The following is a 23,844-nucleotide window of genomic DNA, read 5'->3' on the forward strand; positions in this document are numbered from 1 at the left end:
AGCAGGATCTTGACGGTCTCCAGCGCCGAGATGTCGCGTGCGCCGTAGCCGACACTCGCGATCACCACCGTCGCCAGAAGCAGGCCGGCGAACAGGGTCAGCACCGTGCCGCGGGAGAAGCAGGTTCTCGCGGGCGACGGCAACGGCACTGTCACCCAATCGTTCAGGGGTCAGGATTCGCCCCCCCCGCACGACGAACGGGCCCGCCCCCTGCGCAGGGGGCGGGCCCGTTCGTCGTGCACACCCGCCGGCGGGTGGGACCGCCGGCGGGACGGCCGGGTGGGTCAGGCGGTGGCGGGGCTGGTGCGCCGGTCGTTGCCGGCGGTGTCGGACGCGGGCGAGCCGATCGGCGCGCCGACGGACGTCCGGGAGGGCAGCAGCCGCTCCACGGCGAGGGCGCCCGGGCCGGTGAAGACCAGGAGCAGGAAGGCCCAGCAGAACATGGCGGAGGACTCGCCGTTGTTCTGGATCGGCCAGAGCGCGTTCGGCTGGTGGGCCGTGAAGTAGGCGTAGGCCATCGAGCCCGAGGCGATGAAGGCGGCGCTGCGCGTGCCGAGCCCGAACAGCACCAGCGTGCCGGCCACGAGCTGGATCACCGCCGCGTACCAGCCCGGCCAAGTGCCGACGGGGACCGTGCCGCCGCCGTGGGCGCCGCCGAGCACGCCGAACAGCGAGGCGGCGCCGTGGCAGGCGAACAACAGGCCGGTGACGATCCGGAACAGACCCAGCGCGTATGGCTGGGCGGTGGAGAGACGGTCGTTCACGGTGACTCCTTCGGTTGGGGACGGGTCCCGAAGTGGGGGTGACGTACGTGGCTCAAGTTGACTCCCGCCGCGCGCCGCAGCACAGCCGGCACGCCCAAGTTGGCAAGTTGCTGCCTGGTCCGTCAGAGGGATTCTCGGTCGAGGCGGGGCGCCGGGGCGGCAGCGGGACCGGCAGGACCGCCTGGGCGTGCGACACGGGGGCCGGCCGGCCCGCGGCGCCGTGCCGGCCCGCCGAAGGGGCGCCCGGCAGCGGACGCGGGCGGGCCGGCCCCGTTCTCACCAGGCCTCGCAGACCCGGTCGGTCGTGGTGACGTACGCGCAGCGCCCGGCGGCCCATTCGAGCGCCATCCGGTGCTCCTGCGCCGAGAAGTCCGCGACCGCGTCGGCGACCACGAAGGCCTGCACGTCCTGCATCCAGGCGTCGCACGCCGTCATCAGCACCCCGATGTGGGCGTACACGCCGGTGATGACCAGCTGGTCGCGACCGAGCGCCCGCAGCCGCTCCAACAGGTCCGTACGGACGAACGCGCTGTACTTCCACTTGGTCAGGACCGTGTCGCCGGGCCCGGGGGACACGGCCGAGGCGATGGCCTCCGCCTCCGGGTCGAGGGGCAGGCCGGGCCCCCAGAAGTCCTGCTGGAGGCCGCGCTCCTCGGCGCTCTGGCCGCCCTGCTGTGCCGTGTAGAAGATCGGTACGTCGGCCCGGATCGCCTCCTCGCGCAGCCGGGACGCCTGCCGGAGCAGTCCGGTGAAGGGCTCGCTCGCGGTGTCGAACGAGGACAGGAAGTAGTTCTGCAGGTCGTGGGGCGCGGGCCGGCCGTGGACCGGCGGCTCGGGGTCCGGGTCGAGGGGCACCTCGGACAGGGCGGTGAAGGCGCCCGGGTCGCCGCCCGTCACGAACACGTGCCGCAACTCGGGGGCGTCCTCCCGTACCTGCGCGGCGAGTTCGCGGTAGTCGAAGCCGCCGTGCGCGGCCGGGATCACGTACGCCACCGCGCCGGTGAAGGAGCAGAAGTAGCCGATCTCGGTCCGCCGGTGCGCGGGCAGCGCGAACACCGGGAGCGCGCCGATCCGGAAGAGCCCGAAGACCACCTCGAAGAACGCCGCCACGTTGGGGAGCTGGACGACGACCTTGTCCCCGGCGCCGATGCCCCGGGCGGTCAGCCCGGCCGCCATCCGGTCGGCCCACAGGTCGAGTTCGCCGTACGTCCAGGTGCGGCGGCCGCCGTCGGGGCCGCCGGTCGGGTCCACGATCGCGATCCGGTCGGGGTGCGCGCCGGCGCGCTCGCGCAGCATGCCGCCGAAGGTCTCCCGGCGCCACCAGCCGGCCGCGCGGTAGCGCTCGGCGGGCTGGTGGGTGCCGCGGCGGTCACAGCGCCGCCCCCACGGCCTGGAGGAAGGTGCGGAACTTGGCCGCGGTCTCTGCGGTCTCCGCCCGGGAGTCGATCCCCTGGAGTGGTGTTCGCGTGCGGTGCGGACATTCCCATCCTTCCTCTGGCACCCGGTACTTAGGTAAGGCTGGCCTAACATTGTCGATGGTGGGGGGCGTGTCAAGTTGGCGGAAGGTGACCGGATGTCGAACCGGCGGACCGTCAACGTGCCCGTCCCGTCAGGGAGATGAGGGCGTGAGGGGTGAGGGCGCGCCGGCGACCCCGGCGCCGAAGCCTGCCGGGGTCGTGTCGTGGAGATCGGTTGATCAGTGCGTCACGGTGACGGTCACGGGGCCACCCCGTCGGTCGGCAGTCCCAGCGTCTCCGGCAGGCCCAGCGCGATGTTCATGCTCTGCACCGCGCCGCCCGCCGTCCCCTTGGTGAGGTTGTCGATGGCGCACACCGCGACGAGGCGTCCCGCAGCCGGGTCCACGGCGATCTGAACCAGCGCCGTGTTGGAGCCCGCCACCGCGCCGGTCGTGGGCCACTGCCCCGGCGGCAGGAGACGTACGAACGGCTCCTCGGCGCAGGCCGACTCGTACGCCGCGCGCAGTCGCTCCTCCGTCGTGCCGGGCAGCAGGCGGGCCGAGCAGGTCGCGAGGATCCCGCGCGCCATGGGGGCCAACGTCGGGGTGAAGGAGACCCCGACCGGCGTGCCCGCCGCGAGCGAGAGGTTCTGTTCCAGTTCGGGAGTGTGCCGGTGGCCGCCCCCGACGCCGTAGGGGCTCATCGACCCCATCACCTCGGAACCCAGCAGGTGGGGGCGGAGCGCCCGCCCGGCCCCCGAGGTGCCGCTGGCCGCGACGACCACGGCCTCCGCTTCCAGCAGCCCGGCGCCGTAGCCGGGCCACAGGGCCAGGGTGACGGCCGTCGGGTAGCAGCCCGGCACCGCGATGCGGGTGGCGCGGGCGAGGGCCTCGCGCGCGCCGGGCAGTTCCGGCAGGCCGTACGGCCAACTCCCCGCGTGTTCACCGCCGTAGAACCGCTTCCAGGCGTCCGGGTCCCGCAGTCGGAAGTCGGCCCCGAGGTCGATCACCAGCGTCGTCTCGGGCAGGCGCGCGGCGATCGCGGCCGACTCGCCGTGTGGCAGGGCCAGGAAGACCACGTCGTGTTCCGCGAGCCGGTCGGGGGAGGTCTCCTCCAGTACCCGGTCGGCGAGCCGGTGCAGGTGGGGCTGGACGGTGGCGAGCGTGCGCCCCGCGCTGGTGTGCGCCGTCAGCGCGCCCACCTCGATCCCGGGGTGGGCGCCGAGCAGCCTCAACAGCTCACCGCCGGCGTATCCGCTCGCTCCCGCGACGGCTACCCGCACGTTCATCTCCGCCCGCCTTCGCCCGTGTTCGGTGCAGTGGTCATCAGAGTTCCAGTTCGTCGATCAAGGTGGTGGTGGTGCGTACGACGGCTCCGCGCGCGGCGGACCAGCGCAGCGCGAGGGCGTGTTCCTCGGCGGACACGTCGGCCACCGCGTCGGCGACGACGAAGGGCTGGATGTCGTTCATGTACGCGTCGGCGGCGGTCAACAGGACCCCGGAATGCGCGAAGAGACCGCAGACGATCAGCTGGTCACGCCCCGAGATCCGCAGGATCCGTTCCAGATGGCTCCGCAGGAACGCGTTGTCGCGGGTGTTCGTGATCACGTGTTCGCCCAGGGAGGGCGCCGGAGTGGCGGCGATGCGCCCGTCGGGAGGCGTCGCGACGCCGTCCTCGGGGGGACCGGTCGGCCGGAGGGCGGGGCCCCGCCGGTCGGGGGAGGTCGGGGGTTCCGCGCTGAACACGACCGGGATGCCGACCCGGTGGGCGGCGGCCCGCAGCCGGGCGACGTTGGCGACCAGGTCGACCAGGGGTGAGACCCCGGGCGGGAAGACCTGGAGCAGGTGGTGCTGCATGTCGTGGATCAGCAGTGCGGCCCGACCCGGATCGATCTCCCACGGTGCGAGGGACCGCGGCAGCGTGTCCTCGTCGGGCATGGCGTAGCGCTCGGCCATCGGAAGCCCCATGGCCGCATTCCCCCTTGGTCCGGTCGGGCGCAGGCCGGTTCCCGCCCCATCGAAACTTAGCTTAGCCTAACCTAAGTGGGTTCGATCTTGGCGGCGTCGGATCGCCGGGAGACCCCGGTGGTCCGACGCCGCCCGGGGGTGGGCGCCGCTCGGGGGGTGCGTCCGTCGAGCGGGCTCAGTCGGACAGGGCCGCCGAGACCACGCTCCGGGCCTCCTCCTGGACCGTCGCCAGGTGGTCGGGGCCGAGGAACGACTCGGCGTAGATCTTGTAGACGTCCTCGGTGCCCGACGGGCGCGCGGCGAACCAGGCGTGTTCCGTGGTCACCTTGATGCCGCCGATCGCCGCCCCGTTGCCCGGCGCCTGCGTCAGCACCCCCGTCACCGGTTCGCCCGCGAGCGTGTCCGCGGCGACCTGGTCCGGGGACAACCGGCCGAGCACCGCCTTCTCCTCGCGGGTGGCGGGGGCGTCGATGCGCGCGTACGCCGGTTCCCCGAACCGGCCGGTGAGTTCCGCGTACCGCTCGCTGGGCGTCTGCCCCGTCACCGCCAGGATCTCCGACGCGAGCAGGGCCAGCAGGATCCCGTCCTTGTCGGTGGTCCACGGTGAACCGTCGTGCCGCAGGAACGACGCTCCCGCCGACTCCTCCCCACCGAAACCGAGGGCGCCCGAGGCCAGCCCCTCCACGAACCACTTGAAACCGACGGGCACCTCCACCAATTGGCGCCCCAGGTCGCCCGCGACCCGGTCGATCATCGCCGACGACACCAGCGTCTTGCCGATGCCCGCGCTCGCCGGCCAGTCCGGGCGGTGTGCGAACAGGTAGGCGATGGCGGTCGCGAGGTAGTGGTTGGGGTTCATCAGGCCGGCGTCGGCGGTCACGATGCCGTGCCGATCGGCGTCCGCGTCGTTGCCCGTCGCGATCTGGTACCGGCCCGCGCTCTCGATCAGCGAGGCCATCGCGTAGGGCGAGGAACAGTCCATCCGGATCTTGCCGTCCCAGTCCAGGGTCATGAACCGCCAGGTGGGATCGGTGTACGGGTTCACCACCGTCAGGTCGAGGCGGTGCTCCTCGGCGATCCGGCCCCAGTACGCCACGGACGCGCCGCCGAGCGGGTCGGCCCCGATCCGCACGCCCGCCGCGCGCACCGCGTCCAGGTCGAGCACGGACGGCAGGTCCGCCACGTACGCGCCGAGGAAGTCGTGGCGCCCCGTCGTCCTGGCGGCCAGCGCCCGCGCGTACGGGATCCGCCGCACCTCCTTCAGCCCGCCCGCGATGATCTCGTTGGCGCGCGTCTCGATCCAACCGGTGGCCGCCGAACCCGCCGGCCCGCCGTGGGGCGGGTTGTACTTGAAGCCGCCGTCTGCCGGCGGATTGTGCGAGGGGGTGACCACGACGCCGTCGGCCAGGCCGGCGGAGCGGCCCCGGTTGTAGGTGAGGATGGCGTGCGAGACCGCGGGCGTCGGCGTGTACCCGTCGGCCGAGTCGATCAGCACCGTCACGTCGTTGGCGGCGAACACCTCCAGGGCGGTCACCCGGGCCGGTTCCGACAGCGCGTGCGTGTCGGCGCCCAGGAACAGCGGCCCGTCGGTGCCCTCCCGCGACCGGTACTCGCTGATCGCCTGGCTCGTCGCCGCGATGTGGTCCTCGTTGAAGGACGTCGACAGCGACGACCCGCGGTGCCCGGACGTGCCGAAGGCGACCCGCTGGACGGGATCCGAAGGGTCGGGGCGCAAGGCGTAGTACGCGGTCACGAGCCGGGCGACATCGATCAGATCGCCCTGCTCCGCCGGTCGGCCCGCTCGCTCGTTCGGCATCCGCCGGTTCCTCCACACTCGTCGGGGTGATCGACCCGGTTCGGGTCGCGCGGAACACCGGACCCGCGGGCCTCGGCCCGCGCCGCCCGCCGCGTCATCGTCCGCCCAGCCTTCCCCGTACCGGCGCCCGTCACGCCTTCGGCCGCGGCCCGAACCGGCCGGTGAAACGGCACGGGGGAGCGCGATCGGGAACGGCCGGGGCGACGACCGGCTCCGGCCCGCCGCGGATTCGACCGTCCGCCGGACGCCCACCTGGCCCACCGGGGGTGTGCCGGACGCCGCCCGACGGACCTGCGGACCGCCGGCCCCGGTCAGTCGCGCGCGGCGCCCAGCGCGGCCACCGCCGCCACCATCCGGTCCCAGAAGAGGTCCGTTCGCAGACCCACGGCCACCCGGGCGTTCGCCGGCCGGCCCAGGCGCCCGTGCAGGTCCACCACGGTCGCCCCGCGCGTGTGCCGTCCGTGCAGCTCGACGGCGACGTGCGCGTCGACGCAGTCGACGATCCGGGGATCGATGACACGGGCCACCGCCACCGGATCGTGCACCGGGGGAGCGGAGAACCCGAACAGCCGGCGGTAGGTTCCGGCGAAGTACCGCAACAACTCGACGCAGATCCAGCCGAGTTCCGAGTCCAGTGCCTCGAAGCGGGCCAGTACCGCGGGGGTGGCGAGCGCTTGATGGGTGACGTTCAACCCGCACATGGTCACCGGGACACCACTGCGGAAGACGATGTCCGCGGCCTCCGGGTCCACATGGATGTTGAACTCGGCGGCCGGGGTCCGGTTCCCCCGCTCCGTCGACCCGCCCATCAGCACGATCTCCTTGATCCGCCCGGCCACTTCGGGATGGCGGGTCAGCAGGAGCGCGATGTTCGTCAGCGGAGCCGTCGGCACGAGCGTCACCGGCTCGGGATGTTCCGTCAGGACCCGCCGCAGCAACTCCACCGCGTGTTCGGGGACCGCCTCCACGGTCGGTACGGGGAACCGCGGACCGTCGATCCCCGACACCCCGTGCACGTCCTCGGCCACCTCCAGCGGCTCCACCAGCGGGTGCGCGCACCCCGCCGCCACCGGCACGCCGGTGATGCCCGCGACCGTGCACACCCGGAGCGCGTTGAGCGTGGTCTTGTCCAGGGTCTGATTGCCCGCCACCGTGGTGACGGCCAGCAGGTCGATCGCCGGATCCCCCGCCGCCAGCATGATGGCCAGGGCGTCGTCGTGCCCGGGATCGCAGTCGATGACGATCGGAACGGCCAACGCCGGCCCCTCTCCTCGGCCCGCCGAGCAGGCGGGTCTCGTCCTGGTCCCAGTGTGCCCCCGGTTCCCGAACACGGGCCCACACGAACCGGCCGTCCGTGCGCCCCCGTCACCCGCCGCGCCTCGGCCGGATGGAGCAGGCCGCAGGCGGCGGCCCGGACGTGACCCGATGCTGGGCCGAGACATCGCCCGGGCCCGCCGGGGCCCGAAACCGAGGAGGTACCAGCGTGCGTCCGCTGCACACCCCGAGCCGATCCGCCGCCCGTCCCCGTCCCCGTTCACGCGGCCTGCGGCGTGCGGCGGTCGCCGCCCTCGCCGCGACCGCGCTCGCCGGCAGCCTCACCCCGGCCGCCGCGGGAACCGGCCCGGCCGAGCCGCCCCGGGACCGGTCCCTCCAACGACAGCTGCTCGCACTCGTCGAGGCTCCGGGCGGCCCACCCGGAGCCATCGCCGTCCTCCGGCGCGACGGCCGCCAGGAGGTCTACCGGGCGGGCGTGGCCGAGATCGGCCGCCGTGAGGCACCCGGCCTCGACGACCACATGCGGATCGCCAGCGTCGCGAAGGCGTTCAGCGGCGCGGTCGCCCTGAGCCTCGTCGACGACGACCGGCTCGGCCTCGACGACACGATCGGCCGGCGGCTTCCCCGCCTGCCCCGGGACTGGCACGCGGTGACGCTCCGCCAACTGCTGAACCACACCAGCGGTCTCCCCGACTACACCGAGGACCCCGAGTTCCTGGAGATCCTCACCGCGGACCCCCGCCACCGCTTCGACTCCCGCCGACTGCTCGACTACGTGGCCGACGAGGACCTCCGTTTCGAGCCCGGCTCGCGCTACCAGTACTCCAACTCGGACAACATCGCCGTCGCGCTGATGGCCGAACAGGCCACCGGCCGCCGCTACGAGGAACTGCTGAAGGAGCGGGTGTACCGGCCGCTCGGCCTGCGCGCCACCAGCCTGCCGCAGGGCTACCGGCTGCCGGAACCCTTCATGCACGGCTACGCCGTCGAGCCGCCGGCCCCGCCGGAGGACGTCAGCGAAGTGCTCGGAGCCTCGGGCGTCTGGGCCTCGGGCGGCATCGTCTCCACCCCGCGCGAACTCTCCGCGTTCATCCGCGGCTACGCGGGGCCCGAGCTGCTGTCGCCGCCGACCCGACGCCAACAGCAACGGTTCGTGCGGGGCGGCGCCTCGGAGCCCGCCGGCCCGGGCGCCAACGCCGCCGGACTGGGCATCTTCCGCTACACCACGCGCTGCGGGGTCGTCCTCGGCCACACCGGAAACTTCCCCGGCTACACGCAGTTCGCCGCGGCCACCCCGGACGGCAAGCGATCGGTGACCGTGTCCGTCACGAGCCAGGTGCCGCTCGACCCGGAACTCCTCGACCGGCTCCGCGCCACCGAGGAGAACTTCGTCTGCCGCCTCCTCGGGGATCACTGACGGCGGTCCGCACACCGGGGGCCCGGCCGAGGCCCGACCCCCGGGCGACCGACGGGGCGTCACCCGACGCCCCGTCACCCCATCGGTGCGTCCGCCTCGCGCGTCTCCCCTCCATCGCACAGGGTGATGATCATCGGCTGCCCGGTACGCCCTCCCCGGTGTCGCCCGGCCGCGCCCCCCTTCCCTGCCCGGAGGACACGTTGCACAGCCCGCCCTCCCCGCACCACCCCACCCGCCGCACCGTCGTACGGGCGGGCGCCTGCGCCGCCGCCCTCGCGGTCGGGATCCCCGGCACCGCGGCCGGCGCCGCACCGCGCGTGGGCGCCCCCGGCGCACCCCTCGCGCCACCGGCGTCCCGGGCCGCGGCGCAGGCCCTGCCGCTGCGGGCCGACACCACCACCCAGGGCGACATCCTCGCGGGCTTCCGCAAGGACCACGTCTGCCTGCTCTTCGTCCACTTCCACCACGCGGGCCAGGCCCGTCGCTGGCTCGGCGGCCTGCTGCCCGACCTCTCCACGACCGATCAGGTCACCCGTTTCAACGCCGAGTTCAGCAGGGCGCGCACCCTGCGGGGCGGCGTGGACCCGGCCGGCATGGCCACCCTGTGGACCGGCCTGAGCCTCACCCACCCCGGCCTGCGCCTGCTCGCCGGCAAGGACCCCTTCCCCGCCGTCCCCGCCGGGGGTACCGCCGAGGCCTTCCGCGACGGGGCCGCCGCCCGCGCCGAGGCACTGGGCGACACGGGACCCAGCGGACCCGACTCCTGGCTGTTCGGCGCGTCCGAGGACGACGTGCACGCCGTCCTCACCCTGGCCGCCGACGACTCCGGGCGACTGGCCGAGGCCGTCGACCGCCACCGCCGCTCGCTGGACGGCGCCGCCGCCACGGTCCTCTTCGGCCAGGACGGCGGCACGCTCCCCGGCGCGCTGCGCGGCCACGAGCACTTCGGCTTCCTCGACGCCATCAGCCAACCCGGAGTGCGCGGCTTCGACGCGTCCGACGCCGCGAACCCCGCGACCGTCCAGGGCAAGCCCGGCACCCGGCTGGTGCCCGCCGGCGAGTTCCTGATCGGGCACGAACGCGTCGGGGCGCGTCCCGCCGGGCTCCCCGCGTGGGCCACCGGCGGCTCGTTCCACGTCGTACGACGGCTCGCGCAGGACGTGCCCGGGTGGTGGAACCAGGCCGCCGAGTGCCTCGCCGAACTGAAACGCTCCGGTGCCGCGCCGGCCGACGCCGACCCGAAGTGGCTCGCCGCCCGCATGATCGGCCGCTGGCCCGGTGGCGCACCGGTCGCCACCTGCCCCGTCGCCGAACGCGTCCCCCTTCCCGGCGAGGACATCGACGGCGCGCTCGACTTCCACGACGACCCGCAGGGTTGGACCACACCGCTGTTCTCGCACATCCGCAAGAGCAACCCGCGCGGGGGCCTCACCCCGGCCCCGGGACGTCCGCCCCTGCCCATCGCCCAACTCGACTCCCGCCGCATCATCCGGCGCGGCATCCCCTTCGGCCCACCGCACCGCCCGGAGGGCGACGACACCGCGCGCGGCCTCCTGTTCGTCAGCCATCAGGCCGACCTCGTCGAGCAGTTCGAGTTCATCGCCAAACGCTGGGTCAACGACGTGGACTTCCCGCCGGCCCGCCACCCCGTCCCGGGCGCCGACCCGGTCATCGGCCCCGGCTCCCAGGCCGCGTTCGAATGCCCCTCCGAGAGCGGCAGCCGCGCCACCACGCTCTCCTTCCGGCGGTTCATCCGCACCGAGGGCGCCGTCTACGCCTTCACCCCCTCCCTCCCCACCCTGCGCGCCCTGGCCGCCGGCAGGCTCGACGACTCCATCGAGGTACACGCCGGCACCGTGCTGCGCGCCGGCGACACCCTGGACGCCGGCGCCGTCCGCCTGAGCATGGACAGCAGCGGCGACCTGGTCCTGTACGACGGCGACGGCCGTTCCGTGTGGAGCGCGGGCACCTCGGGCACCGGAGCCGAGGCGCGCTTCACCGCCGACGGCGAACTCGCCGTCCTCACGGCGGCCGGCCGGTCCCTCTGGTCCTCCAAGACCACCGGCCACCGGGGCGCCCGCCTGCTGATCCGTCCCTCCGGCGGGGCGGTCATCGTCCAGGGGGACAAGACCCTGTGGCACGTGGGGTGAACACGGCCGGTCCGAGGGCGCGTTCGGGGGCGCCGCCCCGGGACCGGGGCAGGCCTCCCGGGGTGCCCCCGGCCGCGTCGGCGGCGCCGACCGGTCGCGGGCACCTCCCGCGCGGGTGTCGGCCCGTACGGATGTGCCGCCCGGCGCGGGCGAACCGGCGGCCGGCCGGCGTTCGTCGGGACGGGTGTGAACGACATTGATGAGCGGTACGTCGCGGAACCCGGCCTCGTCGTCTTCGACGTGACGGGCGGCGACGAGGACACGGTCCGCGCGGCGGTGGTCGCGCTGGGCCGACTCTGCGCGACATCGGGGCTGGGCCGCGTCACCTGGGAACCCGGCCGGCCCGGGGTGACGGCGCGCGTGTACGCGGACCTGCTGCGCCCCGGCGGCGGGTCATAGCCCTGGCGCGCCCCGCCCGGCGGGGCGCGCCACCCGGCGGGGCGCGCCACCCGGCCGCCCCGCGGAAAGTCGGGGCCGAAGGTTCCCGGCGAGGAGATCGTCCGGTCGCTAGCCTGGGCGGCATGACCGCCTCCGCCGGGAACGATCCCGCCTCCGCTCCCCGTCGCTACACCGTCGTGCTGCGCCCGGGCCCCCGCCCGGAGGGCGGGACCGGGCGCGAGGGCATCCTGCGCACGGCCGCCGTGGACTTCACCGGTGAACTGGGCACGTCCGGTTACCCGCGCTACGAGGGCGAGGGCGTTCAGGCCGACATCGATCCCGAGACCCGCACGGTCGAGGCGGTCACCCTCGACGGTTCGGAGCTCCCCTACGGGTGGGTGGCCCAGATCGCCGAGAACTGAGCCGCGCACGCGGACCTACGCGGTCCCGTCGCCCGGTTCGGCCATGCCCGCCTCGAACGCCACCACCGGACGCCAACCCAGGTCCCGGCGCAGCCGCGCCGAGTCGGCGGTGATGTGCCGGACATCGCCCAACCGGTACTCGCCGGTGACGACGGGATCGGGGCCCGCGCAGGCGGCCGACAGCGCCTTCGCCATGTCGCCGACGGTACGGGGATCGCCGCTGCCCACGTTGTAGGCCACGAAGCCCGGGGCGTCCCGCGCCGCCTCCAACGCCACGGCGTTGGCCGTCGCGACGTCCCGTACGTGCACGAAGTCCCGCCGCTGCCCGCCGTCCTCGAAGACGCGCGGGGCCTCCCCCCGCGCGAGTGCGGAACGGAAGAGCGCGGCTACTCCCGCGTACGGGGTGTCGCGCGGCATTCCCGGCCCGTAGACGTTGTGGTAGCGCAGCGAGACCACCCGCCCGCCGGTGGCCCGTGCCCACGACGCCGCGAGGTGCTCCTGGGCCAGTTTGGTGGTGGCGTAGACGTTGCGGGGATCCATCGGGGCGTCCTCGGCGACCAGCCCGGGCGCGAGCTCGGCGCCACAGGCGGGGCAGCGCGGCTCGAACCTGCCGGCCCGCAGGTCCTCCTCGGCGCGCGGTCCCGGGCGGACGACCCCGTGGGCCGGGCACTCGTACCGCCCCTCGCCGTACACGACCATCGACCCGGCCAGCAGCAGCCGCCGCACCCCGGTCTCCGCCATCCGAGCCAACAGGACGGCCGTGCCGAGGTCGTTGGCCGACACGTAGGCGGGTGCGTCGCCGAAGTCCTTGCCCAGCCCCACCTTGGCGGCCTGGTGGCAGACCGCGTCCACCCCGACGAGGGCCTCGCCCACCTGCGCCGAGTCCCGTACGTCCCTTCCGTTCTCCTCCGCCAGGTCGAAGACCACCGGGTCGTGCCCGCGTTCGGCCAGTGCGGAAACGATGTGCGAGCCGATGAAGCCCGCTCCTCCAGTCACAAGTACGCGCATGCCCCGACGCTATGCCGGGCGCGGTCCGCCCGGGCTCCCACCGGGCCGCACGTCACGGATCCGTAAGAACCGCCACCCGTCGCTCCGCGTGCGGAGTGGTTCCAGCGGCGGTATGAATTGATTCGTCCCATACGTGATCGGAGTGACTCGTGGACGACTACCCACTGCTCAATCTGTTCTGGACCATGCTCTGGCTCTTCATCTGGATCATGTGGTTCTTCCTGCTCTTCAAGGTGATCACGGACATCTTCCGCGACCACGAACTGCACGGCTGGGGCAAGGCGGGTTGGCTCATCCTGGTCCTCCTGCTGCCGTACATCGGCGTCTTCATCTACCTCATCGTCCGAGGCAAGGGCATGGGCAAGCGGGACGTCAAGCAGGCCGAGGCGCAGGAGCAGGCCTTCCGGCAGTACGTCCAGAAAGCGGCCGGGACGCCCGGTGGCAGCGGTGGCGCCGCGGACGAGCTCCACAAGCTCTCCACGCTCAAGGACAAGGGCGACATCACCCAGGAGGAGTTCGAGCGGGCGAAGGCGAAACTGCTGGCCTGACCCGATCCCGAACCGCCCCGGGCGGGGCCCCGACACGGACACCGGAGCCGACCACGCCGCCACGATGCCACCGCGCGACCGAACCGCGCGGTGGCATCCGGCAGGTGTCCGGGCCGCCCCTCACCGGTCCGGGGCCAGGGCGGCGCCGAGCTGGGTGCGGGAACGGACGTCGAGCTTGCGGTACACGCGGCTGAGCATGCCCTCCACCGTCTTGACCGACAGGAACAACTGCTGGGCGGCCTCCTGATTGCTGGCGCCCCGGCAGATCAGACCCGCGAGCCGGAGTTCCGACGGGGTGAGCCCTCCCGCCCGCGACCCGTCGCCCGGCCGACCGCCGGGCAGCCGGTCCAGGAGGGCCGCGGTCACCTCCCGCCAGGGCCGGGCGCCGGTCGTCCCGTACAGCTCCGCCGCCTCCTCCCAGGCCGTGCGCGCCGCGGCCTGCCTGCGGCGCGCCCGCTCCACCCGGCCGCGGGCGAGGTGGGTGCGCGCCTCCTCCAGCGGCAGCCCCGCGCACCGGAACCCCGCGGCGGCCTCCCCGAGACGGGCCACGGCCTCGTCGGGCCGCCCCTCGCGGGCCAGCAGCACCCCGCGGGCCCGGACCAGGGCGGCCACCGTGCCCGGCCCCCGCCCGCGGATCCCCGGCGTGGCCTCGGCCCCGGCCAACAGCAACCCCGCCCGGTCCGTGTGTCCGCCGGCGGTCAGCGCCTCCACCGCGTCCGAGCGCCAACGGAACATGCTCGGATCCGCCACCGGCCGGTCCCCTTCCAGGCGGGCGACCTCCGCGAACGTCGCGGCCGCACCCGCGCCGTCGCCCGTGTGGAGCCGGACGCAGCCCCTGACCCACAGGCTGCGCGCGAGGTACAGGGCGTCCCCCTCTTCCCGGGACGCCTGGATGCCCCGCCCGGCCAGGCGCGAGGCCTCGGCGAAGGACCCGCCCACGCTCTGCGCCAGGGCGGCCGTGTACCAGGCGGGGCCCGGCGACAGGCGGTGGGCGGCCGAGTGCGCCAGCGCCCGATCGGCCCACTCCAGGGCGCGGGCGCACGATCCGAGCCGGACGTCGACCTCGCACAGACTGCGCCAGAGATCCACCAGATCTTCCGGATCGCCCTCCCGTTCGGCGATCGCCAGCAGTTCCAGCAGTTGCCGCCGCGCGGGCGGCAACCGGTCGTCGAAGACCGCGTGGCGCGCGGCGAGGTACTGGGCGCTGTTGCGGATCCCGTACTCCTGGGCCGGCACCCCCAGGGCGAGTGCCTCGTCGAGGGTCCGCGCGGCGTCGGGGACACCGAGCACGCGTTCCATGCGGGCGCGCATGGTGAGCGCCGCCGCGCGCAGCGGCGGCTGCCCGCCGGCCCGGGCGAGTTCCGCGGCCCGCGCGGCCGCGCGCAGCGCCCGCTCCGGATCCTCCTGCGAGATGTTCGCCGCGATGGCGGCGCGCAGTTCGACGGCCGCCAGCAGTCCCGGGTCGTCGCCCGCGAGCTGCCCGCACCGGTGGAAGAGGGGTTCGAGTTCGGCGAGGGCCTGACCGTGGGAGTCGATCAGGGCCAACAGGACCGCGACGTGCCGGGCGGGTTCGACAGCCGCCTCCGTCACGGCCTCCACCGCCTGCCAGGCGAGATCCGTGCGGCTCGCCGCCGCGGCCTCCCGCGCCGCCGAGGTGATCCGCCGCGACCGCGCCTCGGGCCGATCCGCGGGGGTGAGCCCGGCCGCCAGCAGGAACAGCTCGGCGGCCAGGGCGCGGTCGCCGCCGGCACGGGCCGAACAGGCGGCGCGTTCGGTGTCCTCGGCCGCGGCCCGGTCCGGGCGGTCCCGTACGAGAGCGTGGTGGCGGGCCCGGTGCGCGGGGTCCAGGACCGCCGAGGCCAGCGCCCTGTGCAGTTCCGTGCGCTCGCGGGGCCCACCGGCCCGGGCGGCGGCCGACGCCAGCAACGCGCCCTGGAACACCACCTCCCCGGCGGGGCCGTCCCGCAACACCCCGGCGCGCCGCGCCCGGGCGAGGTCCTCCTCGGCGTCCGCGCAACCCGCCCGCGACAACAGGGACGATGTCGGACGGTGCGCCAGCGCCGCGAGCGCCAGGGTGCGCCGGACCGGACGGGGGAGCGTCTCCAGCCACTCCCGGGCGGCGTCCCGCAACACGGCCGAGGTGGCGAGCCCGCGCCGTTCGGCGGCGGGCAGCGCCGCCAGGGACGTACACGCCAGCGAGGTCAGCAGGAGGTGGCCGCCGCACAGCCGGTCCACCGGGGCCGCCCACCGCGCGGGCAGGCCGTGTTCGGCGAGGAGCGCCGCGGTGCCCGTCACGTCCAGCGGCGCCGGCGCGACGTACGGCGCGTGCGCCCCGACCAGACGGCCGGCGACGCGCGGCCGGCCGCTCCCGCGTTCGGTGACCACGACCGTCAGTCGCCCGGCGGGCAGCGTGCGCAGCGCGTACCCCAGGACGTCGGCACTGAAGTCGTCGAGCCACTGGACACCGTCGACGACCAGCAGGACCCCGGGTTCGATCCCGCCCAACAGGGCGGTCACCGCCGAGCGGGCGACCGCCGGTCCCGGAGCCCCGTCCTGTCGATCCGTCAGGTGCGCGAGCCGCTCCAGGACACCCCGCCGAGCACCCGTCAGGCCCCGCGCGCGGGAGGCCACATCACCCGACAGGAGCTGGGCGAGACCGCCCCCGGGGTACGCGCCGTCCCCTTGGGCGCCGGTGACGCGCACCAGCGCCCGTCCGTCGGCCACCCCGGCGGCGGCGATCCTGCGGGCGAGCGTGGACTTCCCGGCCCCCCACGGTCCGGTGACGACGACACACCCGTCCCGGGCGAGCGCCTGACGCGCCGTCTCGAAGGCGGGGTCCGGCGGACCCGCGCAGACGCCGCCCCGGCGGCCCGTCACCTCGGTCTCCCACGTCACGAGACGGCACCGTAGGTTCGCCGTCCGCCGAGCACAACGGTCCCCGCGCGATCGGCGCCGCGGACAAGGGTTTCCTCCGATGCCCCGTTCCGCGGGCCACCAGCACTCTGTTGGCCACCACCCCGGGGTCGGGAGGCCGCCGCCGGCCGCGGACACCGGCCCCGGGAGGCCGCCGCGCCCCGCCGCGGCCGTGCCGGCGCCCGCCGGCGCGCCCCCCATGAGAGGAACCCGTCCTCGTGCGCACCGTGAACCCCAGGCCCGTGTGGGCCTGTCTCGCCGCCGTACTCGCCCTGGGCTCGCTCGCCGCCCTGCCGTCCCACGCGGCCGCCGCCGACCCCGGTCCGCAACCCTCGCCCGCCGTCGGCCCCCGCCTCCTCGACGCGATGCGCCGCGACCTCCACCTGAGCGAAGCGGGTGTCCGGGAGCGTCTCGCGGACGAGAGCGCGGCGAACCTCGCGGCGGCCCGGGTCCGGGCCCGGGCCGGCGACCGGATATCGGGCCTGTGGTTCGACGCCGCCACCGGCCGGCTCACCGCGGCCGTCACCACCGGCGCGGACGAGGCCCTCGTCCGGGCGGCCGGAGCCGTACCCGTACGGGTCGGGCACACCGGCGCCCGACTCGACGCCACCACCGAGGCCATCACCCGTCAGATCGGCGCCGGCATCGACGGAGTGGTCTCCTGGGGGCCGGACGTCCGCAACAACCGTGTCGACGTGAGCATCGACCGGGCGGCGAGCACCGCGTCCACCGAACTCTTCATCGCCGCCGTCGAAGCCCTCGGCCCGATCGCGCACGTCACCTACACCTCCGACACCCCCGTGCAGCAGTCCGACGTGATCGGCGGGGAGAAGTGGACACCGGGCAGCGAGAGCCCGTGCTCCATCGGCTTCCCCGTCACCCGCACCAGTGGCGGCACCAAGGCGTTCCTGACCGCCGGGCACTGCACCAACGACGCCAACCAGCTCGCCTACGGCAAGGACGGCACCCGCGTGGGCACGTCGAACAGGAACGGCACCGGCAGCGTCAACGCCCGCGAAGGGGACATGGGCATCGTCGACGTCGACCAGAGCGGCTGGAACGTCGTCCCCACCGTCGCCGGATACGGACAGGGCGACATCACCGTCACCGGTTCCGCCGACGCGGTCGTGGGCACGGCGATCTGCCGCTCGGGCCAGACCACCAGCCTGCGCTGCGGCGAGGTCACCAAGGTCGACCAGAGCGTCGACTACGGCAACGTGGTCATCGACGGCCTGTCGTACTCCAGCGCCTGTTCCGCCGGCGGGGACTCCGGAGGTGCCTACGTCACCGCGACGGGAGGCAAGGCCATCGGCCTGCACTCCGGCGGCGGCAGCGCCACCTGTAGTTCCGGCAGCGGCGAGAAGTTCACCATCTTCCAGCCCGTCAACGAGGCCCTGACCCGATTCGGCGCCACCCTCGTCACGGCCACCCCGCAGCCCGGCGCCGTCACCGTCACCCCCGTCCCCGCCCAGTCCACCCCGACTCGGCACCCCGGTGGAACTCGGGAACACCGCGACGGGCGGCGCCGCCCCCTACACCTGGACCGCCGCCGGGCTGCCCGCCGGCCTGGCCATCGCCTCCGCGACGGGCACCGTCACCGGCGCACCCACCACCGCGGGCACGTCGAACGTCACCGTGACCGCGACCGACGGCGCCGGCAGGAAGGCGTCCGCCTCCTTCACCTGGACCGTCACCGCCGTCGGCGCGGGCGCCCCGGTCCTGCGGAACCCCGGCAACCAGATCGCCTACGTCAAGAAGCCCGTCAGCCTCCCGATCCAGGCCACCGGCGGAACCGCGCCCTACCGCTGGGCCGCCGACGGACTCCCGGCCGGCCTGACCCTCGACACCGCGAAGGGCGTCGTCACGGGCACGCCCACCACCTGGGGGATGCGCACCAGCCGGATCACCCTCACCGACGCCGCCGGCCGGACCGCGACCACCGACATCACCTGGAACGTCTACTTCTGACCACCGGGGCCCGGGAGGGCCGGATCGTTCCTCCCGGGCCCTCCCGCAGGGGGCCGCGCCGTCACCGAGGAGGGGCGATGACGGGCTCGGCCCCCCGTCCGTCCGGCCGTCACCCGCCGTCCCGCGGGCGGCGGCCGCTTCCGCGCGGGGCTTCGACAGCGTCCGGCCGGGGCCAGGGCATCGGGACCGGCCCGGTGAAGAGGCCGTCGGGGAGTTCGCGCGAGCCGAGAAACCCCAGCGCGGCGGCGACGGCGGCCTCGTGCCAGCGCGCCGACCGGCGGAGCATCGCGTGCCCGCCCTCGGGCATGACGATGCCCGCGGCCCGCGCCCCGGCGGCGCGGGCCCGCCGCACGTGGTCCCAGCTCGCCCGGGCATCGGTGACCCGGTCCGCCTCGTCGTGCAGGAGCACCACCGACTTGCCCGCGAGCTGTGTCACCGACTCACCGGGCGGGCACCACGGCGCCAGCCCGATCACCGCCCGCACCGAAGGGTCGACGGCCGCGCGCAACGCCGCCCGACCGCCCATGGAGTGGCCCACCAGGACCACGGGGACGGGCCCGGCGGCGCGGCGCAGCTCGTCCAGGGCGCGCAGGGTGTCCCGTACCGGATCCTCCCGGGCGCCGTTCCAACCTCGGTGGCGGTACCGCACCTCGGCGACCACCACGCGGTCCGGCCCGGTGGCCCGCACGAGCGCCCGGGTGTACGCCCTCATGCGCACGAGGGGCAGGTTGAGGGCGGGGGGCGCGGTCAACCCGTCGGCGCGGCCCCCGTGCAGCACGAGGATCGCCGCCGTCGGATGCGCCGGATTCCGCCGCAGGGACAGCGCCGACGGCAGCTCCCGGCCGGGCGCGGCGGGAACGTGGACCGACTCGGGGCTCATCGAGGAACTCCTTCCGGCGCTCATGCCCGCGCTTGCGACTCGTACCAGCTCACGGGTGTGGCCGGCATGTCGCTGCGCCCCTCCCGGGACGGCCGGACGGCGAGGATCTGGTCGACGCCCATGCGGCGCTCGGTGAACGCGAGCGAACTGCCGGCGAGGTACAGACGCCACACACGGGCCGTGGTCTGGCCGACCAGCGTCTCGAAGTCCACCCACCGTTCCTCCAGGGTGTGGCGCCACGCGTCGATGGTCCGGGCGTAGTGCTCGCGCAGGGCCTCCACGGAACGCACCTCGAACCCCGCGTCCTCGATGAGGTCGACGGTGCGTCCCACGGGCCGCATGTGCATGTCGGGCGCGATGTAGGTCTCGATGAAAGCGCCGCCGCCGGGAGCGTTCAGACCGCGGGACATCTGCTGGATCAGCAGCCGTCCACCGGGTCGCAGCACTCCGTGAAGCCGGGACGTGAACTCGGGGTACTCGACGTCCCCCACGTGCTCGCCCATCTCGACGGCGCTGACAGCGTCGTAGCCCCCGCCGTCGATGTGACGCCAGTGCCGCAACTGCACCTCGACCAGATCCGACAGGCCCTCGCGCGCGACCCGGTCGGTCACGAAGTCGCGCTGCGCCCGGGACAGGGTCACGGCGGTGACCTGGGCCTTGTGGGCGCGTGCGGCGTGGACGGCCAGCGAACCCCAGCCGCAACCGACGTCGAGGAGGCGGGAGCCGGCCCGCAGGCCGACCTTGCGGCAGATCAGTTCCAGCTTGTCGTACTGGGCGTCGGCGGGCGTGTAGTCGGGGTCGTCGGGGCGGGACCAGTAGCCGCAGGAGTACGCCATGGACGGGTCCAACAGCAGGGCGTAGAACTCGTTGGACAGGTCGTAGTGGTGGCTGATGGCGGCCCGGTCACGGGTGGAACTGTGCAGCCTGCCGCTGAGGCGGGCCCGGGGGGCGTCCGGGGCGTGCGGCGGTATGCCGGCGACACCCAGCCCCACGGCGAGCGCCGCGGCCCGGGCCCATCCCGTCGGGCCCGGCGTCGCGGTGCCGTGCTCGCGCACGGACTGCCAGGCGCGGCCGAGGCCGTCGGCCAGGTCCCCCTCGATGTCCAGGTCGCCGACGATGTAGGCCTCGGCCAGGCCGAGCTCGCCGGGCTGCCACAGCAGGCGGCGCAGGGCGTCGGGGGAGCGGAGCACGACCAGGGGGGCGTCCTCGGGGCCGGATTCGCTGCCGTCCCAGGCGCGCAGGCGCACCGGTGGGGGTCCGGCGAGGAAATGCCCGAGGAGTTCGGCCAGTCGGTCTGCCACGGGCCTCATCGAGGCTCCTTCCGCCAGAGGGACCCTCGTACACGGTTCGGGCACGAGGACACGGCCGCGCCGCCGGAGCGGGCGTACACAGGCACTTCGCGGCCGAGGCCGGGTCGGATTGGTCGCGGTCCCGTGCGCGCCGCATCCGACCCGGACCCGGGCGGCCGGGGAACCTACCGCCCGTCCGGGTCGCGTTCCGCCGCCTCGGCGACCCGTTTGACGATCGCCAGCCGTCGGTCCCAGTCGGCCGCGAGCGCGGCCATCCAGTGCGCCGTCGCGTTCAGCGCGGTCGGTCGGACCGTGTAGCGCACCTCCCGCCCGACCCGGCGGCCGGAGACCAGCCCGGCGGCGTCCAGGACGGCGAGGTGCTTGACGACGGCCTGCCGTGACACGGGAAGCCCCGTGGCGAGCGTGGTCGCGGTGACCTCGCCCCGTTCGGCGAGGAGGTCGAGCAGCCTGCGCCGCGTCGGGTCGGCGAGCGCGGCGAGGACGCCGTCGACGGCGTCGCCGGCGCCCCGGTGCTCCTCCGTCACGCGGACGACTGTTCGGCGCGCTTCTTGAGCGCGTCGAACACCTGGGGCCAGCCGCCGGTGTTGTCCGCCACCGCCTTGCGGCGCAGTTCCTCCGACCCGGCCAGCGCGGAGAACCCGCTCTCGACCACGCGCAGCCGCGTCGCGTCGCCCTCGGGGGTCAACGTGAACTCGACGAGCGTGCTGTTCTCCTCGCGCGGCTCCTCCCCGGGGAACGCGCTGGCCCAGCGGTACGACACACGGGTCGGCGGCTCGACCTCCTCGACCCGTACGGGGAAGTCGCCGTACTCGGCGCTCTTCGCCACCACGCGGGCTCCCGCTTCCGCCACGGCGCCGGTCCGGCCGGCCGCGTCGGACACCCAGAACCCGGGGTCGGCCACCAGCGACCACACCCGCTCCACGGATGCCTCGATGAGGATCTCGCGTTCGATTCGGTCCTCGCTCATGAGGGGCCTCCTTCATCGCTTCCAATGAGTGCAACTCCAGGGTTGCACGTACCGGCCCCAGGTGCAACCGAACGGTTGCGTCATGGTGCTTCCGCCGTGCCCATCCGCACGGGTGGGCACCGGGGCGTTCACTCGAATGGCCCTGCCCGGGTGGTCGTGACGGTCGGGGCGGCGGATCGTCGGCCTCACGTCGCAATCGCCGGCGTGTCCATCTGCTCGGGGTGTTCGGCCAAGGAGGCTGTCATGGCGCAGACCGCGACCCCGTCCGGGGCGCCGACACCGGAACCTTCCCGCTGGAGTGAGCGGGGCGGTGGCGGTTACACGGGCTCGGGCGTCATGTTCGCCGGTGTCCTGCTCTTCGTCGACGGAGTGCTCGCCGTCCTGAACGGCATCGGGGCCCTCGCCAACGACGAGGTCTTCGCACGGGTGGGCAGCTACATCTACCGCTTCGACCTCACCGCGTGGGGCTGGATCCACCTGATCCTCGGCGTGATCCTGCTCGTCGCCGGTGTGGGGATCCTCAAGGGCGCGGCATGGGCGCGCGCGCTCGGTGTCGGGCTCGCGGCCCTCAGCATCATCGTGAACTTCCTGTGGCTGCCGTACCAGCCCCTGTGGGCGATCATCGTCATCGCCATCGACATCTTCATCATCTGGGCCCTGCTGAAGGAGCCGACCACCCACGCACACGCGTGACCTCCAAACGACCGCACCCGCGGGTCCGACCCGCGGTGGTGGACGCCGCCCCCGGCCCTCGCCGGGGGCGGCATCGCCGCGTCCGGAGCCGACGTGCGGGAAGGCGGCGTGGGCCCGAGCCGGTCGTGGTGACGGGGGTCACGTCGGGGCGAGGGAACGCGGCAGACTGGTTGAGCGTTCATATAGATGTGACCGCGGAGGGCACAGCGTCCCTGGCAGCACCCCCCTGGCCACACCCCCGAGCCGCCCCGGCCGGTCACCCCCCAGACCGGCCGGGGCTTCCCCTTGCCCCGGCCCGTACCTGCCCGCGAACGCCGAACTGCCCCCTCCCTGGGGGAGGGGGCAGCGGAATGTCACGGTCGCCGGTGGGGACGCGCCGGGTGAGCGGGCGTCACCGGCGGGAGCGGGGTCAGTGCTTGACCGGCTCCAGGCAGAGGACGAACTTCTCCTGCTCCCACTGCTGCGCCAGGGCGGCCTCGCCCACGGTGCACGCGCCGGTGTCGAAGGTGTTCTCCACGACCTTCAGCACCTTGTAGTTGGCGTCCTTGTCGCTGCAGCCCTTCGTCTCCACCTCGGGGCTGTTCTCGCTGCCCGTCACCTTGACGCAGTCGCCCGCCTCGGCGCGCACCGGCGAGTTGAAGAAGTACGAGATGCCGAACTTCACCACGATGGCGACGACGACGATGGCGACGAACCTCAGGAACTTCTTCGCTTTGGAACCCTTGGGCTTCGCGGCCTCGGGAGCGGGCGTGCCAGGGGCCGGGGGAGCGGTGTGCTCGCCCTGAGGCGACGGCGGAGTCGACATGGTGGGTCCTTCCAAGGGAACTTCTTCGAACGCGTGAACGTTACAGGCCGCGAAAACGGCAAATCAGGCGTCGAGGCAACCCGGGAGATCGGATGCCGAGTTGTGATGCGTCCATGGCGAAAACGTGATTGCCGCAGGTCGCTCCGGGGATCCCAACCGACGGTGCGGATCGCGATACAGGCGCTGCCCCTCGGCGCCTTCGATCCCGCGGAATCGCCTTCGATCCCGCGGACCCGTACTGGTTCTGCCGCCCACTCAGCCTGACAATTCCGTGCCGTCCGGACAGCGTCCGAACGGCACGTCACACAAGCTCAGGACGCGATGGCGAACTCCCTGCTCGCTTGCGCGAGGTCGGCAAGGAACTGACCACGGTCGAAACCCTCGTTCTCGACCGTGCCCGGTGGCGGCGTATCCATGAAGCTGAAGTGACCAGCCCCCGGCACGACGCGAAGGTCGACCCGAGCCGGCGCGCTCTTCAAACGGACGGCCTGCTCCACGGGTGTGACGGTGTCCATCTCCCCCGCAAAGACGAGCATCGGCGCCGTCACCGCGTCCAAGGCGCCCGGAGCGGCAAACCAGCCCGTAGCGGGCGCGTACAAGACGAGACGGCCGACGCGTGGCTCGCGTGGGACATCCAGCGGTCTGCCGTCCCGCCCCCAGGGCGTCGCACCGGCGAGACAGAGGCCGGCCCAACCACCGATCGAGTGGCCGACCACCACAACGTCCGCGTCCTCGGACGCCCACCGCTGGAGTGCCTCGATCAGCCCAGCCGGGCGTGCAAGCAGCTCAGCGGTGGTCGCCTCCCGAGCGGCAAACCGCTCGAAGTGGGGTGCGATGACCTGGCAGTCATCGGCTGCCAGATGTTCCAGGAGCGGGCGGTAACGCTCCGGATCGCCGCCTGCTCCCGTAGCGAAGAGCACGACACGCTCATGCTTCGGGGGACCAAGCGTCAGCGCCTTCATCTCGCTCCTTCACCACGGGGCCGTTCCCCGAAGCCGGTCCGCGGGTCACTCCGTGCTCTGTTATGGCCTCAGATTAGCGCGCAGCAGATCGCTGCATCCGATCGCTGCATCCGAACGCCGCATCGGGTCAGCAGGGGCAAGATT

At 74.0% G+C, this 23,844-nt stretch carries 22 protein-coding genes and 1 pseudogene; 8 read left to right on the top strand and 15 right to left on the bottom strand.

Translation table 11 applies throughout. The features are described from left to right. Window positions 1-284 precede the first annotated feature (284 nt). The 6 genes from OG906_RS31275 to OG906_RS31305 form a co-directional block, all read right to left on the bottom strand. Complete coding sequence (locus OG906_RS31275) at window positions 285-764, bottom strand: DoxX family protein (RefSeq protein ID WP_329447415.1); 480 nt, start codon at window positions 762-764, stop codon at window positions 285-287. A gap of 276 nt (window positions 765-1,040) precedes the next feature. Further along, a complete protein-coding gene (locus tag OG906_RS43660) occupies window positions 1,041-2,294 on the bottom strand; it encodes an isochorismatase family protein (protein ID WP_443067426.1) in 1,254 nt (417 codons plus the stop codon). A 186-nt stretch (window positions 2,295-2,480) separates the two neighbouring features. Next, complete coding sequence (argC, locus tag OG906_RS31290; RefSeq protein WP_329447416.1) at window positions 2,481-3,509, bottom strand: N-acetyl-gamma-glutamyl-phosphate reductase; 1,029 nt, start codon at window positions 3,507-3,509, stop codon at window positions 2,481-2,483. 37 nt (window positions 3,510-3,546) lie between these two features. Beyond that, the gene (locus OG906_RS31295) at window positions 3,547-4,188 is read right to left on the bottom strand and encodes an isochorismatase family protein (RefSeq protein WP_329447417.1); all 642 of its coding nucleotides are present in this window, start codon (window positions 4,186-4,188) and stop codon (window positions 3,547-3,549) included. Between the two features lie 175 nt (window positions 4,189-4,363). Then, the gene (pgm, locus tag OG906_RS31300; RefSeq protein ID WP_329447418.1) at window positions 4,364-6,004 is read right to left on the bottom strand and encodes a phosphoglucomutase (alpha-D-glucose-1,6-bisphosphate-dependent); all 1,641 of its coding nucleotides are present in this window, start codon (window positions 6,002-6,004) and stop codon (window positions 4,364-4,366) included. 311 nt (window positions 6,005-6,315) lie between these two features. Then, window positions 6,316-7,260, bottom strand: coding sequence for a nucleoside hydrolase (locus tag OG906_RS31305; RefSeq protein WP_329447419.1), 945 nt, complete (start codon window positions 7,258-7,260; stop codon window positions 6,316-6,318). A gap of 227 nt (window positions 7,261-7,487) precedes the next feature. Here OG906_RS31305 and OG906_RS31310 point away from each other — a divergent pair, with 227 nt between their 5' ends. From OG906_RS31310 to OG906_RS31325, 4 genes are all read left to right on the top strand, one after another. Continuing rightward, window positions 7,488-8,696 (top strand): serine hydrolase domain-containing protein, encoded by a 1,209-nt coding sequence (locus OG906_RS31310; RefSeq protein ID WP_443067427.1) that lies wholly within the window; start codon window positions 7,488-7,490, stop codon window positions 8,694-8,696. A gap of 200 nt (window positions 8,697-8,896) precedes the next feature. Beyond that, on the top strand, window positions 8,897-10,846 hold the full coding sequence (locus OG906_RS31315) for a peroxidase (RefSeq protein ID WP_329447420.1): 1,950 nt from the start codon (window positions 8,897-8,899) through the stop codon (window positions 10,844-10,846). Between the two features lie 186 nt (window positions 10,847-11,032). Then, on the top strand, window positions 11,033-11,245 hold the full coding sequence (locus OG906_RS31320; RefSeq protein WP_329447421.1) for a DUF6207 family protein: 213 nt from the start codon (window positions 11,033-11,035) through the stop codon (window positions 11,243-11,245). 122 nt (window positions 11,246-11,367) lie between these two features. Then, window positions 11,368-11,646 carry a hypothetical protein gene (locus OG906_RS31325; protein WP_329447422.1) on the top strand — a complete coding sequence of 93 codons (279 nt, stop codon included), beginning with the start codon at window positions 11,368-11,370 and terminating at the stop codon, window positions 11,644-11,646. 15 nt (window positions 11,647-11,661) lie between these two features. On the opposite strand, the gene OG906_RS31330 is transcribed toward OG906_RS31325, so the two are convergent. Continuing rightward, window positions 11,662-12,654, bottom strand: coding sequence for an NAD-dependent epimerase/dehydratase family protein (locus OG906_RS31330; protein ID WP_329447423.1), 993 nt, complete (start codon window positions 12,652-12,654; stop codon window positions 11,662-11,664). Between the two features lie 149 nt (window positions 12,655-12,803). Here OG906_RS31330 and OG906_RS31335 point away from each other — a divergent pair, with 149 nt between their 5' ends. Next, a complete protein-coding gene (locus tag OG906_RS31335; protein ID WP_267799341.1) occupies window positions 12,804-13,202 on the top strand; it encodes an SHOCT domain-containing protein in 399 nt (132 codons plus the stop codon). 120 nt (window positions 13,203-13,322) lie between these two features. On the opposite strand, the gene OG906_RS31340 is transcribed toward OG906_RS31335, so the two are convergent. Further along, window positions 13,323-16,097 carry a helix-turn-helix transcriptional regulator gene (locus tag OG906_RS31340; RefSeq protein WP_329447424.1) on the bottom strand — a complete coding sequence of 925 codons (2,775 nt, stop codon included), beginning with the start codon at window positions 16,095-16,097 and terminating at the stop codon, window positions 13,323-13,325. A gap of 383 nt (window positions 16,098-16,480) precedes the next feature. Between OG906_RS31340 and OG906_RS31345 the strand changes: the two are divergent. Further along, window positions 16,481-16,816: pseudogene (locus OG906_RS31345) on the top strand (S1 family peptidase); the annotation flags it as partial. A gap of 248 nt (window positions 16,817-17,064) precedes the next feature. Here OG906_RS31345 and OG906_RS31350 read toward each other — a convergent pair. Continuing rightward, window positions 17,065-17,301 carry a hypothetical protein gene (locus OG906_RS31350; protein ID WP_329447425.1) on the bottom strand — a complete coding sequence of 79 codons (237 nt, stop codon included), beginning with the start codon at window positions 17,299-17,301 and terminating at the stop codon, window positions 17,065-17,067. Window positions 17,302-17,609: 308 nt separating this feature from the next. On the opposite strand from OG906_RS31350, the gene OG906_RS31355 reads away from it, so the two are divergent. Next, a complete protein-coding gene (locus OG906_RS31355) occupies window positions 17,610-18,083 on the top strand; it encodes an Ig domain-containing protein (protein WP_329447426.1) in 474 nt (157 codons plus the stop codon). A 109-nt stretch (window positions 18,084-18,192) separates the two neighbouring features. On the opposite strand, the gene OG906_RS31360 is transcribed toward OG906_RS31355, so the two are convergent. The 4 genes from OG906_RS31360 to OG906_RS31375 all read right to left on the bottom strand — a co-directional run bounded on the left by OG906_RS31360 (window position 18,193) and on the right by OG906_RS31375 (window position 21,240). Beyond that, on the bottom strand, window positions 18,193-18,963 hold the full coding sequence (locus OG906_RS31360; protein WP_329447427.1) for an alpha/beta hydrolase: 771 nt from the start codon (window positions 18,961-18,963) through the stop codon (window positions 18,193-18,195). Window positions 18,964-18,983: 20 nt separating this feature from the next. After that, window positions 18,984-20,273 (bottom strand): cyclopropane-fatty-acyl-phospholipid synthase family protein, encoded by a 1,290-nt coding sequence (locus OG906_RS31365; protein WP_329447428.1) that lies wholly within the window; start codon window positions 20,271-20,273, stop codon window positions 18,984-18,986. A gap of 164 nt (window positions 20,274-20,437) precedes the next feature. Beyond that, entirely contained in the window at window positions 20,438-20,797 is a 360-nt protein-coding gene (locus OG906_RS31370) for an ArsR/SmtB family transcription factor (RefSeq protein WP_267799338.1), read from the bottom strand. Next, on the bottom strand, window positions 20,794-21,240 hold the full coding sequence (locus OG906_RS31375) for an SRPBCC domain-containing protein (RefSeq protein WP_267799337.1): 447 nt from the start codon (window positions 21,238-21,240) through the stop codon (window positions 20,794-20,796). Before OG906_RS31375 ends, OG906_RS31370 begins: the two co-directional genes overlap by 4 nt. Window positions 21,241-21,483: 243 nt before the next feature. Between OG906_RS31375 and OG906_RS31380 the strand changes: the two genes are divergently transcribed. Further along, window positions 21,484-21,933: a DUF7144 family membrane protein gene (locus OG906_RS31380; protein WP_329447429.1), complete on the top strand. Its 450-nt coding sequence runs from the start codon at window positions 21,484-21,486 to the stop codon at window positions 21,931-21,933. Window positions 21,934-22,342: 409 nt separating this feature from the next. On the opposite strand, the gene OG906_RS31385 is transcribed toward OG906_RS31380, so the two are convergent. Together OG906_RS31385 and OG906_RS31390 are read right to left on the bottom strand one after the other, a co-directional pair. Continuing rightward, window positions 22,343-22,738 (bottom strand): LppU/SCO3897 family protein, encoded by a 396-nt coding sequence (locus tag OG906_RS31385; RefSeq protein WP_267828929.1) that lies wholly within the window; start codon window positions 22,736-22,738, stop codon window positions 22,343-22,345. Window positions 22,739-23,049: 311 nt separating this feature from the next. Then, window positions 23,050-23,700: an alpha/beta hydrolase family protein gene (locus OG906_RS31390; protein WP_329447430.1), complete on the bottom strand. Its 651-nt coding sequence runs from the start codon at window positions 23,698-23,700 to the stop codon at window positions 23,050-23,052. Window positions 23,701-23,844: the final 144 nt, after the last annotated feature.

Source organism: Streptomyces sp. NBC_01426, assembly GCF_036231985.1.
In the GTDB taxonomy this organism is placed as follows: Bacteria; Actinomycetota; Actinomycetes; order Streptomycetales; family Streptomycetaceae; genus Streptomyces.

Bases quoted from the DNA above. Each gene is read 5' to 3' on its own strand.
- OG906_RS43660 (WP_443067426.1), bottom strand. From the start codon at position 2,294: ATGTTAGGCCAGCCTTACCTAAGTACCGGGTGCCAGAGGAAGGATGGG.
- argC (WP_329447416.1), bottom strand. From the start codon at position 3,509: ATGAACGTGCGGGTAGCCGTCGCGGGAGCGAGCGGATACGCCGGCGGT.
- OG906_RS31295 (WP_329447417.1), bottom strand. From the start codon at position 4,188: ATGGGGCTTCCGATGGCCGAGCGCTACGCCATGCCCGACGAGGACACG.
- pgm (WP_329447418.1), bottom strand. From the start codon at position 6,004: ATGCCGAACGAGCGAGCGGGCCGACCGGCGGAGCAGGGCGATCTGATC.
- OG906_RS31325 (WP_329447422.1), top strand. From the start codon at position 11,368: ATGACCGCCTCCGCCGGGAACGATCCCGCCTCCGCTCCCCGTCGCTAC.
- OG906_RS31330 (WP_329447423.1), bottom strand. From the start codon at position 12,654: ATGCGCGTACTTGTGACTGGAGGAGCGGGCTTCATCGGCTCGCACATC.
- OG906_RS31360 (WP_329447427.1), bottom strand. From the start codon at position 18,963: ATGAGCCCCGAGTCGGTCCACGTTCCCGCCGCGCCCGGCCGGGAGCTG.
- OG906_RS31365 (WP_329447428.1), bottom strand. From the start codon at position 20,273: ATGAGGCCCGTGGCAGACCGACTGGCCGAACTCCTCGGGCATTTCCTC.
- OG906_RS31375 (WP_267799337.1), bottom strand. From the start codon at position 21,240: ATGAGCGAGGACCGAATCGAACGCGAGATCCTCATCGAGGCATCCGTG.
- OG906_RS31380 (WP_329447429.1), top strand. From the start codon at position 21,484: ATGGCGCAGACCGCGACCCCGTCCGGGGCGCCGACACCGGAACCTTCC.
- OG906_RS31385 (WP_267828929.1), bottom strand. From the start codon at position 22,738: ATGTCGACTCCGCCGTCGCCTCAGGGCGAGCACACCGCTCCCCCGGCC.
- OG906_RS31390 (WP_329447430.1), bottom strand. From the start codon at position 23,700: ATGAAGGCGCTGACGCTTGGTCCCCCGAAGCATGAGCGTGTCGTGCTC.